This is a genomic window from Streptomyces venezuelae (assembly GCF_008642375.1).
GTDB lineage: Bacteria > Actinomycetota > Actinomycetes > Streptomycetales > Streptomycetaceae > Streptomyces > Streptomyces venezuelae_G.
This window is the reverse complement of the sequence record NZ_CP029194.1, coordinates 2726542-2741675: the sequence shown is the minus strand read 5'-3', so window position 1 is coordinate 2741675 and position 15134 is coordinate 2726542. Positions and strand designations below refer to the sequence as shown.

Annotated in this window: 12 protein-coding genes; 5 read left to right on the top strand and 7 right to left on the bottom strand. The window is 72.2% G+C overall.

Translation table 11 applies throughout. The annotated features are described in order from the left end of the window. The first annotated feature begins 18 nt into the window (after positions 1–18). Together DEJ46_RS12045 and DEJ46_RS12040 are read left to right on the top strand one after the other, a co-directional pair. A complete protein-coding gene (locus DEJ46_RS12045; protein ID WP_150265949.1) occupies positions 19–588 on the top strand; it encodes a DUF6114 domain-containing protein in 570 nt (189 codons plus the stop codon). Continuing rightward, positions 578–1948, top strand: coding sequence for a hypothetical protein (locus tag DEJ46_RS12040; protein WP_411757743.1), 1371 nt, complete (start codon positions 578–580; stop codon positions 1946–1948). The genes DEJ46_RS12045 and DEJ46_RS12040 overlap by 11 nt, the downstream gene beginning before the upstream one ends. Positions 1949–2024: 76 nt before the next feature. Here the strand turns inward: DEJ46_RS12040 and pyk are convergent, their stop codons facing one another. The 3 genes from pyk to pta all read right to left on the bottom strand — a co-directional run bounded on the left by pyk (position 2025) and on the right by pta (position 6878). Beyond that, a complete protein-coding gene (gene pyk / locus DEJ46_RS12035; protein ID WP_150265945.1) occupies positions 2025–3455 on the bottom strand; it encodes a pyruvate kinase in 1431 nt (476 codons plus the stop codon). 82 nt (positions 3456–3537) lie between these two features. Then, complete coding sequence (locus tag DEJ46_RS12030; protein WP_150265943.1) at positions 3538–4770, bottom strand: acetate kinase; 1233 nt, start codon at positions 4768–4770, stop codon at positions 3538–3540. Continuing rightward, positions 4767–6878 (bottom strand): phosphate acetyltransferase, encoded by a 2112-nt coding sequence (pta, locus tag DEJ46_RS12025; RefSeq protein ID WP_150265941.1) that lies wholly within the window; start codon positions 6876–6878, stop codon positions 4767–4769. The genes DEJ46_RS12030 and pta overlap by 4 nt, the downstream gene beginning before the upstream one ends. Positions 6879–7219: 341 nt before the next feature. Between pta and DEJ46_RS12020 the strand changes: the two genes are divergently transcribed. Together DEJ46_RS12020 and DEJ46_RS12015 are read left to right on the top strand one after the other, a co-directional pair. Further along, a complete protein-coding gene (locus DEJ46_RS12020; RefSeq protein ID WP_150265939.1) occupies positions 7220–8245 on the top strand; it encodes an ATP-dependent 6-phosphofructokinase in 1026 nt (341 codons plus the stop codon). 281 nt (positions 8246–8526) lie between these two features. Further along, the gene (locus DEJ46_RS12015) at positions 8527–9558 is read left to right on the top strand and encodes a helix-turn-helix domain-containing protein (protein ID WP_150265937.1); all 1032 of its coding nucleotides are present in this window, start codon (positions 8527–8529) and stop codon (positions 9556–9558) included. On the opposite strand, the gene DEJ46_RS12010 is transcribed toward DEJ46_RS12015, so the two are convergent. The 4 genes from DEJ46_RS12010 to DEJ46_RS11995 form a co-directional block, all read right to left on the bottom strand. Further along, the gene (locus DEJ46_RS12010) at positions 9555–10316 is read right to left on the bottom strand and encodes a tyrosine-protein phosphatase (RefSeq protein ID WP_150265935.1); all 762 of its coding nucleotides are present in this window, start codon (positions 10314–10316) and stop codon (positions 9555–9557) included. The two genes, DEJ46_RS12015 and DEJ46_RS12010, sit on opposite strands and share 4 nt — an antisense overlap. 37 nt (positions 10317–10353) lie before the next feature. After that, positions 10354–10962, bottom strand: a complete 609-nt coding sequence (locus DEJ46_RS12005) for a helix-turn-helix domain-containing protein (protein WP_223835460.1) — start codon at positions 10960–10962, stop codon at positions 10354–10356. Between the two features lie 146 nt (positions 10963–11108). Then, entirely contained in the window at positions 11109–11804 is a 696-nt protein-coding gene (locus tag DEJ46_RS12000) for a response regulator (RefSeq protein WP_150265931.1), read from the bottom strand. Further along, the gene (locus DEJ46_RS11995) at positions 11801–13453 is read right to left on the bottom strand and encodes a sensor histidine kinase (RefSeq protein ID WP_150265929.1); all 1653 of its coding nucleotides are present in this window, start codon (positions 13451–13453) and stop codon (positions 11801–11803) included. The genes DEJ46_RS12000 and DEJ46_RS11995 overlap by 4 nt, the downstream gene beginning before the upstream one ends. Positions 13454–13627: 174 nt before the next feature. On the opposite strand from DEJ46_RS11995, the gene DEJ46_RS11990 reads away from it, so the two are divergent. Further along, positions 13628–15037, top strand: coding sequence for a cation:dicarboxylate symporter family transporter (locus tag DEJ46_RS11990; protein ID WP_150265927.1), 1410 nt, complete (start codon positions 13628–13630; stop codon positions 15035–15037). The last annotated feature ends 97 nt before the right edge of the window (positions 15038–15134 follow it).

The following is a 15134-nucleotide window of genomic DNA, read 5'->3' as shown; positions in this document are numbered from 1 at the left end:
TTCCAGGGAGCTGTTTCCATGAGCGCCGAGATCCCCGCCTCCCGCGAAGTCCCCAAGGAGAACCGGTTCAAGGTCTGGCGGCAGACCCGGCCCTTCTGGGCGGGACTGTTCACCATCATCGGCGGCGTACCGATCGCCTATCTCCCGTACGGGGACTTTCGGCTCGGCAACGCCACGCTCGCCATGCAGACGACCGCCGGAGCCGGCGCGCTGATCATCGGCGTCCTGCTCATCACCCTCGGCCTCACGATGTGGTTCCAGCCGATCGTGCGGGTCTTCGCGGGCGTCGCGTCGATCATCCTGGCGCTGGTCTCCATCCCGGTGTCGAACTTCGGCGGTCTGGTCATCGGGTTCCTGTTCTCCCTGATCGGAGGTGGCATGTCCGCCGCCTGGGCGCCGGCGCCCCCGGTCGAGGAGACCGACGACGACGCACAGCACGACGGTCAGCTTGAGGCCTCCGAGGAGGCCGGCGCCGAGCTCGAGACCGAGGTCGTGGTGGCGGCCGGCGTCCCGGAGCAGCGCGAGACGTACGAGTCGGCGGCCGAAACGACGACCGACGCCAATGGCGGGAGGAACAGTGCGGGGTGACGAGACTCAGTCGGCGCTCGCGAAGGAGGGCCCGCGGCACGCGGCCCCGCGCAAGTCGCTGCTGAACAGGATCCAGGGCCCCGCGGGCAAGGCGATGGCGCTGGCCGCCATGCCGACCGCGGTGTTCGTGGGCATGGGCCTCACGCCCAAGCTCGCCCTTGCCGACGAGAAGGACATCCCCTTCGCGCCGGGCCCCTGCGTGACCCGCTCGGACGAGCCCACTCCGGAAGCCACGGAGACGGCGACGGCGAAGCCCACGGAGAGCGCGAAGCCGACGGCCACCCCCTCGGCGACCGCTTCCGCGACCGCGACCCCGAGCGCCACGGCCACGACCGGCCCGACGGCCACGGCCTCGGCGACCGCTTCGGCGACGGGGACCACTGCCCCGACCGCCACCGCGACCCCGGCGCCGACCGCGACGGAGACCGCTCAGGCGGCCGCGCAGCAGGCGCAGGAGCCCGCGCCGACCGCGACCCCCTCGGCGGCGAAGTCGACGAACCCGCTCGACCCGCTGGGCTGGGGCGACGCGCTCAAGGACCTCCTCGACGGCCCCGAGCCGAAGCCGACGGCCACGACGGCGGCACCGACCACGGCACCCACCACGGCCGCCCCGGTCCAGAAGACCGTGACGGACGACGAGCCGACCGCACCGGCTTCGCCGACCGCGACCGCTTCGGCCACGACCCCGGCCACCGCGCCCGCCAAGCCGAAGACGACCGAGGCCCCGGCCACCGACCCGGCCGCCGAGGCGACCAGGAAGGCGATCGAGAAGGCGGCCGACAAGGCCGGCGTCACCGTCAAGGAGCTCCCGGAGAGCTCCAAGGGTCTCGACCCCAAGAAGGACGAGTCCATACCCGACGGGGCCAAGCCCCGCTTCCCGTGCCCCGAGCTCGACGCCGAGGCACTCGCGGCGGCCGAACTGGAGCCGGGCATCCCGCTGCTCCCGGACGAGCCGTGGCGGCTGGAGAGCACGCTCCTCACCCTCAAGGGCCTGAAGTACCACGGCATCGTCGAGGTGAAGACGGGCAGTGGCAAGATCAAGAAGGTCCTGAAGTTCACCGCGACGGGCATCGACATCAAGGACCTCCACCAGCTGACGGTCCACTCGCCCGGTTTCACGGGCCACGTCCGCTCCGACAGGGGCTCGACGTCGACCATCACCGACGGCACGGTGACGATGTACACGGAGGAGCTGAAGGGCAACCTCTTCGGCCTCATCCCGATCACCTTCGGCCCGGAGTCCCCGCCCCCGCTGGACGTCCCCTTCGCCTTCTTCACCAACGTGAAGCTCAAGCAGGCGGGCCAGTTCGGCGGCACCCTCAAGGTCCCGGGCCTCCGCAACACGGTCGAGCCCGGCTGACAGCCGGCACAGACCTGTGGGCCGCACCCCTTCTCCAAGGGGTGCGGCCCACAGGCGTTACGCGTCAGGCGGGGCGTCAGGCGTGGTCGCCGCCGCCCAGGTGGTGGACGCGGACCATGTTCGTGGTGCCGGGGACGCCGGGGGGCGAGCCGGCCGTGATGACCATGGTGTCGCCCGCGTTGTAGCGCTGGAGCTTCAGGAGCTCGGCGTCCACGAGGTCGACCATCGCGTCCGTGGTCTCCACGAACGGGACGAGGAAGGACTCCACGCCCCAGCTCAGGGTGAGCTGGTTGCGGGTGTTCTCGTCCGTCGTGAAGGCGAGGATCGGCTGCTGCACCCGGTAGCGGGAGAGGCGGCGGGCCGTGTCGCCGGACTGGGTGAAGGCGATCAGGGCCTTGCCGCCGAGGAAGTCGGCGATCTCGCAGGCCGCGCGGGCGACGGAGCCGCCCTGCGTACGCGGCTTCTTGCCCGGGACCAGGGGCTGGAGGCCCTTGGAGAGCAGCTCCTCCTCGGCCGCGGCGACGATCTTCGACATCGTCTTCACGGTCTCGATCGGGTACGCGCCGACCGAGGACTCGGCCGACAGCATGACCGCGTCCGCGCCGTCCAGGATCGCGTTGGCGACGTCGCTCGCCTCGGCGCGGGTCGGCCGCGAGTTGGTGATCATCGACTCCATCATCTGGGTCGCGACGATGACCGGCTTGGCGTTGCGGCGACACATCTCGACGAGGCGCTTCTGCACCATCGGGACCCGCTCGAGCGGGTACTCGACGGCGAGGTCGCCACGGGCCACCATGACCGCGTCGAAGGCCGCGACGACGGCCTCCATGTTCTCGACGGCCTGCGGCTTCTCGACCTTGGCGATGACGGGGACGCGGCGGCCCTCCTCGTCCATCACCTTGTGGACGTCCTTGACGTCGTTGGCGTCGCGGACGAAGGAGAGGGCGACCATGTCGCAGCCCATGCGGAGCGCGAAGCGGAGGTCGTCGACGTCCTTCTCCGACAGGGCCGGGACGTTGACGGCCGCGCCGGGCAGGTTGATGCCCTTGTGGTCGGAGATGACCCCGCCCTCGACGACGATCGTCTTGACCCGGGGACCGTCGACCTCGACGACCCGCAGCTCGACGTTGCCGTCGTTGATGAGGACCTGGTCGCCCTTGGAGACGTCGCCGGGCAGACCCTTGTAGGTGGTGCCGCAGATGGACTTGTCGCCGGGGACGTCGTCGGTGGTGATGGTGAACTCGTCACCGCGCACCAGCTCGACCGGGCCCTCGGCGAAGGTCTCGAGGCGGATCTTGGGACCCTGGAGGTCGGCGAGGACGCCGACGGCGTGCCCGGTGTCCGCGGAGACCTGCCGGATGCGGTCGTACCGCTCCTGGTGCTCTGCCTGGGATCCGTGGCTGAAGTTGAATCGGGCCACGTTCATGCCGGCCTCGATGAGAGCCTTCAGCTGCTCATACGAGTCGACGGCGGGGCCCAGCGTGCAGACGATTTTGGAACGGCGCATGAGGCGGATCCTATCGGTTTGTTTCACTGCGGAATATTCCGACTGGCGGAAAGTACAAATGGGCGCGGGCCCGCTCAAGCGTTCACTCGTTCGAGCTCACCGAGCTCTGAACGAGCGCGAAACTCTGCCGCGCGATCTCCAGCTCCTCGTCCGTCGGCACCACGGCGACCGCCACCCGCGCGTAGTCCGGGGAGATGATCCGCGCCTCGTCGGAACGTACGGCGTTGAGGTCCGCGTCCACGGCGAGACCCAGCTCCTCCAGGCCCGCGACGGCAGCCTCCCGCACCGGGGCCGCGTTCTCGCCGACCCCCGCCGTGAACACGACCGCGTCCACCCGGCCGAGCACCGCGTAGTAGGCGCCGATGTACTTCTTCAGCCGGTGGATGTAGATGTCGAAGGCCAGAGCCGCCGCCGGATCGCCCTCGTCCACCCGGCGGCGGATCTCCCGCATGTCGTTGTCGCCGCAGAGCCCGACCAGCCCGGACCTCTTGTTGAGCAGTTCGTCGATCTCGTCGGCCGACATGCCCGCCACCCGCTTCAGGTGGAAGGTGACCGCCGGGTCGATGTCGCCCGAGCGGGTGCCCATGACCAGCCCCTCCAGCGGCGTCAGGCCCATCGAGGTGTCCACGCACCGGCCGCCCGCCACCGCCGAGGCGGAGGCGCCGTTGCCCAGGTGCAGCACGATCACGTTCACCTCCTCGGGCGTCCTGCCGAGCAGCTTCGCCGTCTCCCGCGACACGTACGCGTGCGAGGTGCCGTGGAAGCCGTACCGCCGGATCCGGTGCTCGTCCGCCGTCGCCACGTCGATCGCGTACCGCGCCGCCGCCTCCGGCATCGTCGTGTGGAAGGCCGTGTCGAAGACCGCCACCTGCGGCAGGTCGGGGCGCAGGGACATCGCCGTACGGATGCCGGTGAGGTTCGCCGGGTTGTGCAGCGGGGCCACCGGCACCAGGCGCTCGATCTCCGCGAGCACCTCGTCGTCGACGACCGTCGGGGCGGTGAAGCGCAGCCCGCCGTGCACCACCCGGTGGCCGATCGCGGCCAGTTCGGGGGAGTCCAGGCCGAGGCCGTCCGCCGCCAGCTCCTCGGCGACCGCCTTCAGCGCCGAGGCGTGGTCGGGGATCGGACCGTTCTGCTCGCGCTTCTCCCCGCCGCCGCCCTGGAGCGGGGTGTGGACCAGACGGGACGTCTCCTCGCCGATCCGCTCCACCAGGCCGACCGCGAGCCGGCTGCCGTCCGCCATGTCGAGCAGCTGGTACTTGACCGACGACGAGCCGGAGTTGAGGACGAGGACACGGGTGGGGGTGCCGGTCATGCGGGGAGCTCCTGACCCTGGGAGGGAACCTGCGACGGAGGGGAGGGCAGCTGGGACTGGATCGCCGTGATGGCGACCGTGTTGACGATGTCGCTGACGAGCGCGCCGCGCGAGAGGTCGTTCACGGGCTTGCGCAGACCCTGGAGCACCGGGCCGACGGCCACGGCGCCGGCCGAACGCTGCACGGCCTTGTAGGTGTTGTTGCCGGTGTTGAGGTCCGGGAAGATCAGCACGGTCGCCTGGCCCGCCACCTCCGAGTCCGGCAGCTTCGTGGCGGCGACGGAGGGCTCCACCGCCGCGTCGTACTGGATCGGACCCTCGATCCGCAGCTCCGGGTGCGCCTCGCGGACCAGCTTCGTCGCCTCGCGCACCTTGTCGACGTCGGCGCCGGAGCCCGAGGTGCCGGTGGAGTACGAGAGCATCGCGATCCGCGGATCGACACCGAAGCGGGCCGCGGTGGCCGCCGACTGGGCGGCGATGTCCGCGAGCTGCTCGGCGTTCGGGTCGGGGTTGACCGCGCAGTCGCCGTACACGAGCACCTTGTCGGCGAGGCACATGAAGAAGACCGACGAGACGATCGAGGCCTCGGGCTTTGTCTTGATGATCTCGAAGGCCGGGCGGATCGTCGCGGCCGTCGAGTGCACCGCACCGGAGACCATGCCGTCGGCGAGACCCTCCTGCACCATCAGGGTGCCGAAGTAGTTGACGTCCGAGACGACGTCGTACGCGAGCTCGACGGTGACGCCCTTGTGGGCCCGGAGCGCCGCGTACTTCTCCGCGAACGAGTCGCGCAGCTCCGAGGTCTGCGGGTCGATCAGCTGCGTCTCGCGCAGGTCCACGCTCAGGTCGGCGGCCTTCTTGCGGATGGTCTCCACGTCGCCGAGGAGCGTCAGGTCGCACACGTCACGACGGATCAGGACGTCGGCGGCGCGCAGCACCCGCTCCTCGGTGCCCTCGGGGAGCACCACGCGGCGCCGGTCGGCTCGGGCCTGTTCGAGCAGTTCGTGCTCGAACATCATCGGCGTGACGCGTCCGCTGCGGGCGACCGAGATCCGCTTGAGAAGGTCGGCGGTGTCCACGTGCCGCTCGAAGAGGCCTAGTGCCGTCTCGGCCTTGCGCGGGGTGGCGGCGTTCATCTTGCCTTCGAGAGAGAAGAGTTCGGCCGCGGTCGGGAAGCTGTTGCCGGGAACCGAGATGACCGGGGTGCCGGGGGCGAGCCGGGCCGCCAGGGTCAGGATCTCCGGGCTGGGCCGCTCGTTGAGCGTGAGCAGCACGCCCGCGATCGGCGGGGTGCCGGCCGAGTGCGCGGCGAGCGCGCCGACGACCAGGTCGGCCCGGTCCCCGGGGGTGACGACGAGACAGCCGGGCGTCAGCGCGTTCAGGAAGTTCGGCAGCATCGCGCCGCCGAAGACGAAGTCCAGGGCGTCGCGCGCGAGACCCGCGTCGTCGCCGAGGACGACGGAGGCGCCGAGCGCGTGGGTGATCTGGGCGACGGTGGGCGCGGCGAGCGCCGGCTCGTCGGGCAGCACGTAGCAGGGCACGGGGACGCGGGTCGCGAGCCGCTCCAGCGCCGAGAGGTCCTCGGCGGCCACCCGGTTGACGACCATCGCGAGCACGTCGCAGCCCAGCCCGTCGTACGCCCGGAAGGCGTTGCGCGCCTCGGCCCGTACCGACTCGGCCGTCTGACCCTTGCCGCCGACCACCGGTATGACGGAGGCGCCGAACTCGTTGGCCAGCCGGGCGTTGAGCGCGAGCTCGTCGGGGAGCTGCGTGGCGGCGAAGTCGGTGCCGAGGACCAGGACGACCTCGTACTCGCGGGCCACGGCGTGGAAGCGGTCGACCAGCTGGGAGACCAGCTCGTCGGTGCCCCGCTCGGCCTGGATGCCCGAGGCCTCGTGATAGTCCATGCCGTAGACCGTCGAGGGGTCCTGCGAGAGCCGGTAGCGGGCCCGCAGCAGGTCGAAGAGGCGGTCGGGGCCGTCGTGCACCAGCGGACGGAACACCCCCACCCGGTCCACCTGACGGGTGAGGAGCTCCATGACTCCCAGCTCGACGACCTGGCGGCCGTCACCGCGGTCGATCCCGGTCACGTACACGCTGCGCGTCACGCCGTGGTCTCCTGTCCAGTCCTGCGGAAAGGGGCTCACCCGGGGAGCGGACGGGCGATGCCGCAGGGCACCGGTGGGCCCGTGCAGCTGCGCCGACCTTCGCGTCGGCGTCAATCCGCTGTCCTCGGGAAGCCCCTAAAGGGCGGCATTACCCCCTTGACAATACCCCCGCCACTGGTTAGGTCGCCCGCCGGACGAAGGGCCTGGAACCCCGGGACGAAAGCCCTCCGCGAGGGCTCCGGCAGGGACGCGCGGAGCGGCGACGAGCGATCCCGTCAGGCCGGGCGTGTGAGAATTGCCGTGGCTCATCTGGACCGCGACCGAGCAGGAGACACAGCACGATGCGCATCGGAGTTCTCACCGCAGGCGGCGACTGCCCCGGCCTGAACGCAGTGATCCGGTCGGTCGTGCACCGGGCGCTGACCGGCCACGACGACGAAGTCATCGGCTTCGAGGACGGGTTCAAGGGCCTCCTCGACGGCCACTACCGCCCCCTCGACCTCAACGCCGTGAGCGGCATCCTCGCCCGCGGCGGCACGATCCTCGGCTCCGCGCGTCTCGAGCGCAACCGGCTCCGCGAGGCCGCCGAGTCCGCCCCCGACCTCGCCAGGCAGTACGGCATCGACGTCCTCATCCCGATCGGCGGCGAGGGCACCCTGACCGCAGCCCGGATGCTCTCCGACGCGGGCATGCCCGTCGTCGGCGTCCCGAAGACGATCGACAACGACATCTCCTCCACGGACCGCACCTTCGGCTTCGACACCGCCGTCGGCGTCGCCACCGAGGCCATGGACCGGCTGAAGACCACCGCCGAGTCCCACCAGCGCGTGATGGTCGTCGAGGTGATGGGCCGCCACGCCGGCTGGATCGCGCTGGAGTCCGGCATGGCCGGCGGTGCGCACGGCATCTGCCTCCCGGAGCGCCCCTTCGAGGTCGACGACCTCGTCAAGATGGTCGAGGAGCGCTTCGCGCGCGGCAAGAAGTTCGCCGTCATCTGCGTCGCCGAGGGCGCGCACCCGGCCGAGGGTTCGATGGACTACGAGAAGGGCGAGATCGACCAGTTCGGTCACGAGCGCTTCCAGGGCATCGGCAACCAGCTCGCCGTCGAGCTGGAGCGGCGCCTCGGCAAGGAGGCCCGTCCGGTCATCCTCGGCCACGTCCAGCGCGGCGGCACGCCGACCGCGTACGACCGGGTGCTCGCCACCCGCTTCGGCTGGCACGCGGTGGAGGCGGCGCACCGCGGCGAGTTCGGCCGGATGACGGCGCTGCGCGGCACGAACGTCGAGATGGTGCCGCTGGCCGAGGCCGTGACCCAGCTGAAGACCGTTCCCGAGGACCGCATCCGCGAGGCCGAATCCGTCTTCTGACCGGTACGCCGGTACGCCGGTACGCCGACGCGCCGGCACGCCCGTCGAACGTCCTTCCGGCCGGGGCCTGCGTCCCGACCTGTCCCGGAACCGCTCCGGGACCCGGACCCAGCCGAGTGGCCCCGACCCTCCCCCCGTGGAGGGTCGGGGCCACTCGTCCGTGACCGGCGTCACCACCGGAATTGCCGGGTTCCACTCTTTCGCCGGAGCACGAGATCAACAAGGCTTGAGGCTTGTCCCGGACATGTCCCAACCCTGTCCGGCGGAAGGGGGAGAGGCGGATGATGCCGGCGGAACGGGCACCCGACCCGCGGGAGGTACGGAACGCCACGGAGTTCGTCGCGTGCCTCCAGGCGCTCAAGGACTGGTCCGGCCTGACCTACCGCGAGCTCACGGCCCGGGCCGAGGCGAACGGCGAGATCCTGCCCCGGTCCACCGTCGCCAACATGCTGGCCCGCGCCACCGTCCCCCGAGAGGAGCTCCTCGTCTCCTTCGTCCGCGCCTGCGGGGTGGGACCGGGCGGCCTTGAGGAGTGGCAGGCGGTACGGAAGGAGCTCGCGGTACGGGGGGTGTACGAGCGCACTGAGCCCGTGGAGAGCGCCGAGCCCGTGGAGAGCGCCGCGCCGGTGGGGAGCGCCGAGCCCGGGGAAGCCCTCGCCCCCTCGGACGTCGTCTGGCCCGGGGACCCGGCGGCGGCGGAGTCACCGGACGGCGCCCCCCGGCCCGGACCCCGGTCCCGGATACGGCGCGCCCTCGTCGCGACGGTCGCCCTGGCGGGGCTCGTGCTCGCCGGCGTCAGCGTCGTCGCCGTCGTGCGGGACGGGCACGGCGCGCACCCGCCCCGTACCCTCACCGCGCCCGCCGCCGGGGACGTACGCATCCGGGTGATCGGCCGGGACATGTGCCTCGGCGAGCGGCGGGGCTCCCGCAGCGGGCAGATCCACCAGGTGCCGTGCGCCGACGCGAAGGTGCCGCTCTACTCGCTGAAGGAGCTGGGCGGCGGCCGGTGGAGGATCGTTTCGGACCACCCGGACTACGGTCCCGGCTGCTCCGGCATACCCTCCGGCGGCCGGATACCCGACGCCGCGTACGAGGACTCCGAGTGCGGCGACCCGAGCCGGGTGGAGCAGTTCACCCTGGAGCCGTACGGCACTCCCGTCGAGGGCTATCGGATCGCTCCGGCGGACTCCGCGACGCCCGGCAGCTGCGTCACCGTCGTCGGCGACCGCTCGGCGGCCTGGGCGCGACTGGCCCAGGCCCCCTGCGCGCCGGACGCGGCGGGCCAGCTCTTCAGCTTCGACCGCAGGAACTAGGCGACCGGGACCTCCCTCGCGGCGGGCTCCACCAGCCGGTCCCTGAGCGCCGTCACCACCGCCGGGTCGAGCCCGACGTGGCCGGTGACGTACCCGTACACCGAGCCGTACCGCTCGCGCAGGTCCGCGAGGAACAGCCGGAGGATCTCGGCCGGCGCCCGGCCGTACCCCGGCCAGCGGAGCTCGCGGCCCGGGTGCGACGCCCGCCAGTCGGCGATCAGCCGCTCCGTGGCCAGCTCCGTGAGCGCGAAGTCCGCGAGGATCTCCTCGTCGGGGACGTCCAGGAGCGCGAGGACGAGGGCGGCGACGAGCCCCGTCCGGTCCTTGCCGGAGGCGCAGTGGAAGACGAGCGGGCCGTCGGCCGCGGCGATGACCTCGAGGGTGGTGCGGATCTCCTCCGTGCCGTCCTCGGCGACCTCGGCGAACCGGTCGGCCAGGTAGCGCCAGGGGTCGAGGTCCGGGTCGATCTCCGCCTGGTCGTACGGCCGGTGCTCGATGGACAGGTTGTGCCAGGCGACGTCCTCGGTCTCCGGCAGCCGGCCCTTGGCGTCGATCTCCCACGGGTAGCGCAGGTCGATCACGGAGGCCACACCCAGCGCGCGGAAGCGGGCGAGGTCGTCGGGTCCGGCTCCCGCGAGCTTGGCCAGGGAGTCGGAGCGGTAGAGGGTCTCCCACCGCACGGTCCCGCCGTCGGCGGTCCGATAGCCGCCCAGGTCACGGAAGTTGTGGAGTCGTTCGAAGGGTACGTGTCGTCTCACGGTGGCCAATCTACGGCCCGACGCCACCGGCCGGCCGCTACTGGCCCACGGCCGCCCAGAAGTGCCCGGTGATCTCGTCCAGGTACACGCGCCCCTCGTCGCCCGTCGCCCCCGAGGCACCCCAGCTGCTGGTCGCCGCCATCCGCGCGTGGTACTCCGCGTGCAGGCGCTGGAGCGCCGACTCCACGGTCTTCTTGGGCAGCGGCACCATCTTCACGGCCGGTTTCACATAGGCCTGCCAGCGCGTGGTGGCGGCGTCGCGCAGCAGCTCGGCGAGGCTGTCGTCACCGCCGGTCGCCGTGATCAGCGCGCGCGGGCCGAGGCCGAGGACCTCCGCGAGGGTGGCCGTCTGGCGTTCGGTGCCGCGCCAGCGGCCCTCGTCCTCCATCCGCTGGTACGCGTGGGCCGCCACGCCGACCCGCCGGGCCAGCTCCTCCGCCGAGAGCGCGCGGGCCAGGCGGTGCTCGCGCAGGGTCGTGGCGGCGGCGATGAGCTCGGCCGGGGCGCACCACAGGACGCCCGCGAGGGCGGTGAGCTCCTGCTCGCTCGGACGGAGGCGGCCGCGTTCCCAGGCGACGACGGTCTCGGGGTCGACGAACATGCCGTACTGGGCACGGAGGCCGTACGCGACGTGTCCCGGGGCCATGCCGAGGCCTTCGCGCAGACGGCGGGCAGCCAGGCCGTTGAAAGGGGGAGAGGGTTGGTGCACCCGCGTCACGGTAGGTGCGGAGGGTGACGGCTGGCTACGGTTCGTTCGCCCAACGTGAAACGTCGTAGGAACGTGGGAACCGATCAGTAACCGCGGGCCCGGCCGTCGAGCCAGCGGTACTGGAGCTCGGGCCGCCCGATCTGCCCGTACTGAGGGGCGCGCACGGCCCGGCCCTCGGTCACGAGGTGCTCCAGATAGCGGCGGGCGGTGATCCGGGAGATCCCGACCGCCGTGCCCGCCTCGGCGGCGGTGACCCCGGCCGGGGTGTCCCGGAGGGTGCGGGTGACCGCCTCCAGGGTCGGGGCGCTGAGCCCCTTCGGCAGCGTGGCGGGCTGCGGGGCCCGGAGCGTGGCGAGCGCCCGGTCCACCTCGTCCTGCCCGGAGGCCTCCCCGGCGGACGCCCGGAACTCCGCGTACCGGGTGAGCCGGTCCCGGAGGGTGGCGAAGGCGAAGGGCTTCAGGACGTACTGCACGACACCGAGGGACACGCCCTCCCGGACGACCGCCAGATCGCGGGCGGAGGTCACGGCGATCACGTCGGCGGAGTGCCCGGCGGCGCGGAGCGCGCGCAGCAGGTGGAGGCCGTGGCCGTCGGGCAGGTAGAGGTCGAGCAGGATGAGGTCGACCGGCGTCCGGTCGAGGATCCGCACGGCGGCGGCCCGGGAGTGGGCGACGCCGACGACGGTGAAGCCCTCGACCCGCCCGGCGTAGAGCGCGTGGGCGTCGGCGGCGACGGGGTCGTCCTCGACGACGAGGACACGGAGGGGACGCGTACTCACGGGGTCACCTCCACCCGGGCCGCGGCGGCGGTCATGGCGGCCTTGCCCGCACCGCCCTCCCTCGGCAGTGGCAGTCGTACGGTGAACTCCGCGCCGCCCTCCGTCGCGTCCGTCAGCTCCAGGGTGCCCGAGGCGCGCGAGACCGCCTGGCCCACCAGCGCGAGGCCGAGACCGCGGCCCGGGCCGCGGGTCGTCCAGCCCCGGCTCAGGACCGCGTCCCGGTCGGCCGGACGGACACCGGGGCCGTTGTCCCCGACCCGCAGCAGCAGCTCGCCGTCGCCCGCGCGGGCAGCGACCGTGACCCGCACGCGCGCGTGCGGGGTCCCGCCCACCGCCTCCACGGCGTTGTCGATGAGGTTGCCCAGGATCGTGACCAGGTCGCGGGAGGGCACGGCCGCCGGCACCCGGCCGTCGTCGATCCGGCTGTCCTCGGTCAGCACCAGCTCCACGCCCCGCTCGTTGGCCTGCGCCGCCTTGCCGAGCAGCAGCGCCGCGAGCACCGGCTCACCGACCGCGTCGACGACCCGGTCGGTGAGCGCCTGCGCGAGCTCCAGCTCCGCCGTGGCGAACTCCACCGCCTCCGCCACCCGGCCCAGCTCGATGAGCGAGACGACGGTGTGCAGCCGGTTCGCCGCCTCGTGCGCCTGGGAGCGGAGCGCCTGCGTGAACCCCCGCTCGGAGTCCAACTCCCCGGACAGCGCCTGGAGTTCCGTGCGATCGCGGAGCGTGACGACCGTGCCGCGCCGCTCCCCGCCCACCACCGGACGGGTGCTGACCACGAGCACCCGGTCGGCCGTCAGATGGGTCTCGTCGACCCGTGGCTCGGAGGAGAGCAGCGCGCCCGTCAGCGGCGCGGGCAGGCCGAGTTCGGCGGCCGGGCGGCCGATGACGCCCTCGTCCAGACCGAGCAACTCCCGTGCCCCGTCGTTGATGAGGGCGATCCGCCGCCGCCCGTCGAGCATCACGAGACCTTCCCGCACGGCGTGCAGCGCGGCCTCGTGGTAGTCGTGCATCCGGCTCAGCTCGGCCGCGTTCATGCCGTGCGTGTGGCGGCGCAGCCGGGCGTTGACGACGTACGTCCCCGCGCCGCCCAGCGCGAGCGCCGCGCCCGCCATGCCGAAGAGGGCGGTGACCTGCTCCCGTACCTGCTCGCTGATCCGCTCGATCGTGATGCCCGCGCTGACGAGCGCGACGACCCGGCCGTCCTCGTCGTGGACGGGGGCCACCGTCCGCACGGACGGGCCGAGCACCCCCAGGTGCGTCTCGGAGAAGGTCCGTCCCCGCACCGCCTCCTCGATGTGACCGAGGTACGTACGCCCGATCTGGTCCGGCTCCGGATGCGTCCAGCGCGTCCCGTCCGGCGCCATGATCACCACGAAGGCGACGTCCGCGTGCCGGCGCAGCGACTCCGTGTACGGCTGGAGCACCGCCGACGGGTCGGCCGAGCGGGCCGCGGCCACCACGGAGGGGGAGTGGGCGACGGCCGCGGCGGTCGCGGTGGACTGGCGCCGCGCCGTCTCCTCGGCCTGGGCCAGGTCCGTGACGTACGCGAAGACCGCGCAGCCCGCCACGACGAGGGCCACGAGCACGACCTGCATCGCGAAGAGCTGGCCGGCCAGGCTGCGGGGGCGGGGACGGGGGAGGCGCATGCGGGTAAGTGTGCACGGCGGAATTTGCGCCGGGTCATTGCGTTCCCGAATCGTTCTCTTCCCGGGGGCGCTCCAGGCAGCGCTCCCGGCGGCGCTCCCGACCGCCTCCCCGGGCGGACGTGATGTTCCGGTCGTGAACGAAACGAACGTAACCGTGACCCCGGTCACAGGCTGATGGATAGTCGCGGAGTCCACCGGGACGTGGACACCCATCAGCGCGAGGAGGACCCCGTGGCCGCACGACGGGACCGTACCCACTATCTGTATCTGGCCGTCATCGGCGCCGTCCTGCTCGGCATCGCCGTCGGCTTCCTGGCGCCGGGCGTCGCCGTCGAGCTGAAGCCGCTGGGCACCGGCTTCGTCAATCTGATCAAGATGATGATCTCGCCGATCATCTTCTGCACGATCGTCCTCGGCGTCGGATCGGTCCGGAAGGCCGCGAAGGTCGGCGCGGTGGGCGGCCTCGCCCTCGGCTACTTCCTCGTGATGTCGACCGTCGCACTCGCGATCGGTCTGCTCGTCGGCAACCTCCTGGAGCCCGGCTCGGGCCTCCACCTCACCAAGGAGATCGCCGAGGCCGGCGCGAAGCAGGCCGAGGGCGGCGGCGAGTCCACACCGGACTTCCTGCTCGGGATCATCCCGACCACCTTCGTCTCCGCCTTCACCGAGGGCGAGGTCCTGCAGACGCTCCTCGTCGCGCTGCTCGCGGGCTTCGCGCTCCAGGCGATGGGCGCCGCCGGCGAGCCGGTGCTGCGCGGGATCGGCCACATCCAGCGGCTCGTCTTCCGCATCCTCGGCATGATCATGTGGGTCGCCCCGGTCGGCGCGTTCGGTGCGATCGCCGCCGTCGTCGGCGCGACCGGCGCCGCCGCGCTCAAGTCGCTCGCCGTCATCATGATCGGCTTCTACCTGACCTGCGGGCTCTTCGTCTTCGTCGTGCTGGGCGCGATCCTGCGTCTGGTCGCCGGGATCAACATCTGGACCCTGCTGAGGTACCTGGGCCGCGAGTTCCTGCTGATCCTCTCCACCTCCTCCTCGGAGTCCGCGCTGCCGCGGCTCATCGCGAAGATGGAGCACCTGGGCGTCAGCAAGCCGGTCGTCGGCATCACCGTCCCGACCGGCTACTCCTTCAACCTCGACGGCACCGCGATCTACCTCACGATGGCCTCGCTCTTCGTCGCCGAGGCGATGGGCGACCCGCTCTCGGTCGCCGAGCAGATCTCGCTCCTCGTCTTCATGATCATCGCCTCGAAGGGCGCGGCGGGCGTCACCGGCGCGGGCCTCGCGACCCTCGCGGGCGGCCTCCAGTCCCACCGGCCCGAACTGGTCGACGGGGTGGGCCTGATCGTCGGCATCGACCGCTTCATGAGCGAGGCCCGCGCCCTCACCAACTTCGCGGGCAACGCCGTCGCCACGGTCCTCGTCGGCACCTGGACCAAGGAGATCGACAAAGCGAGGGTCGCGGAGGTCCTCGCCGGGCACATCCCCTTCGACGAGAAGACCCTCGTCGACGACCACGCCCCCGCGCCGGTCCCGGACCAGCGGGTCGAGGACGGCGAGGAGAAGGCCCGAGCGGGCGTCTGACCCGGACGCCCCCATGTACCCCGACGGGGGGTCGCGTCCTTCCGGATCCCGGGCCTTGAGCCGGATCCGGGCCCCGGGAGGACGCGGCCGTACGGAG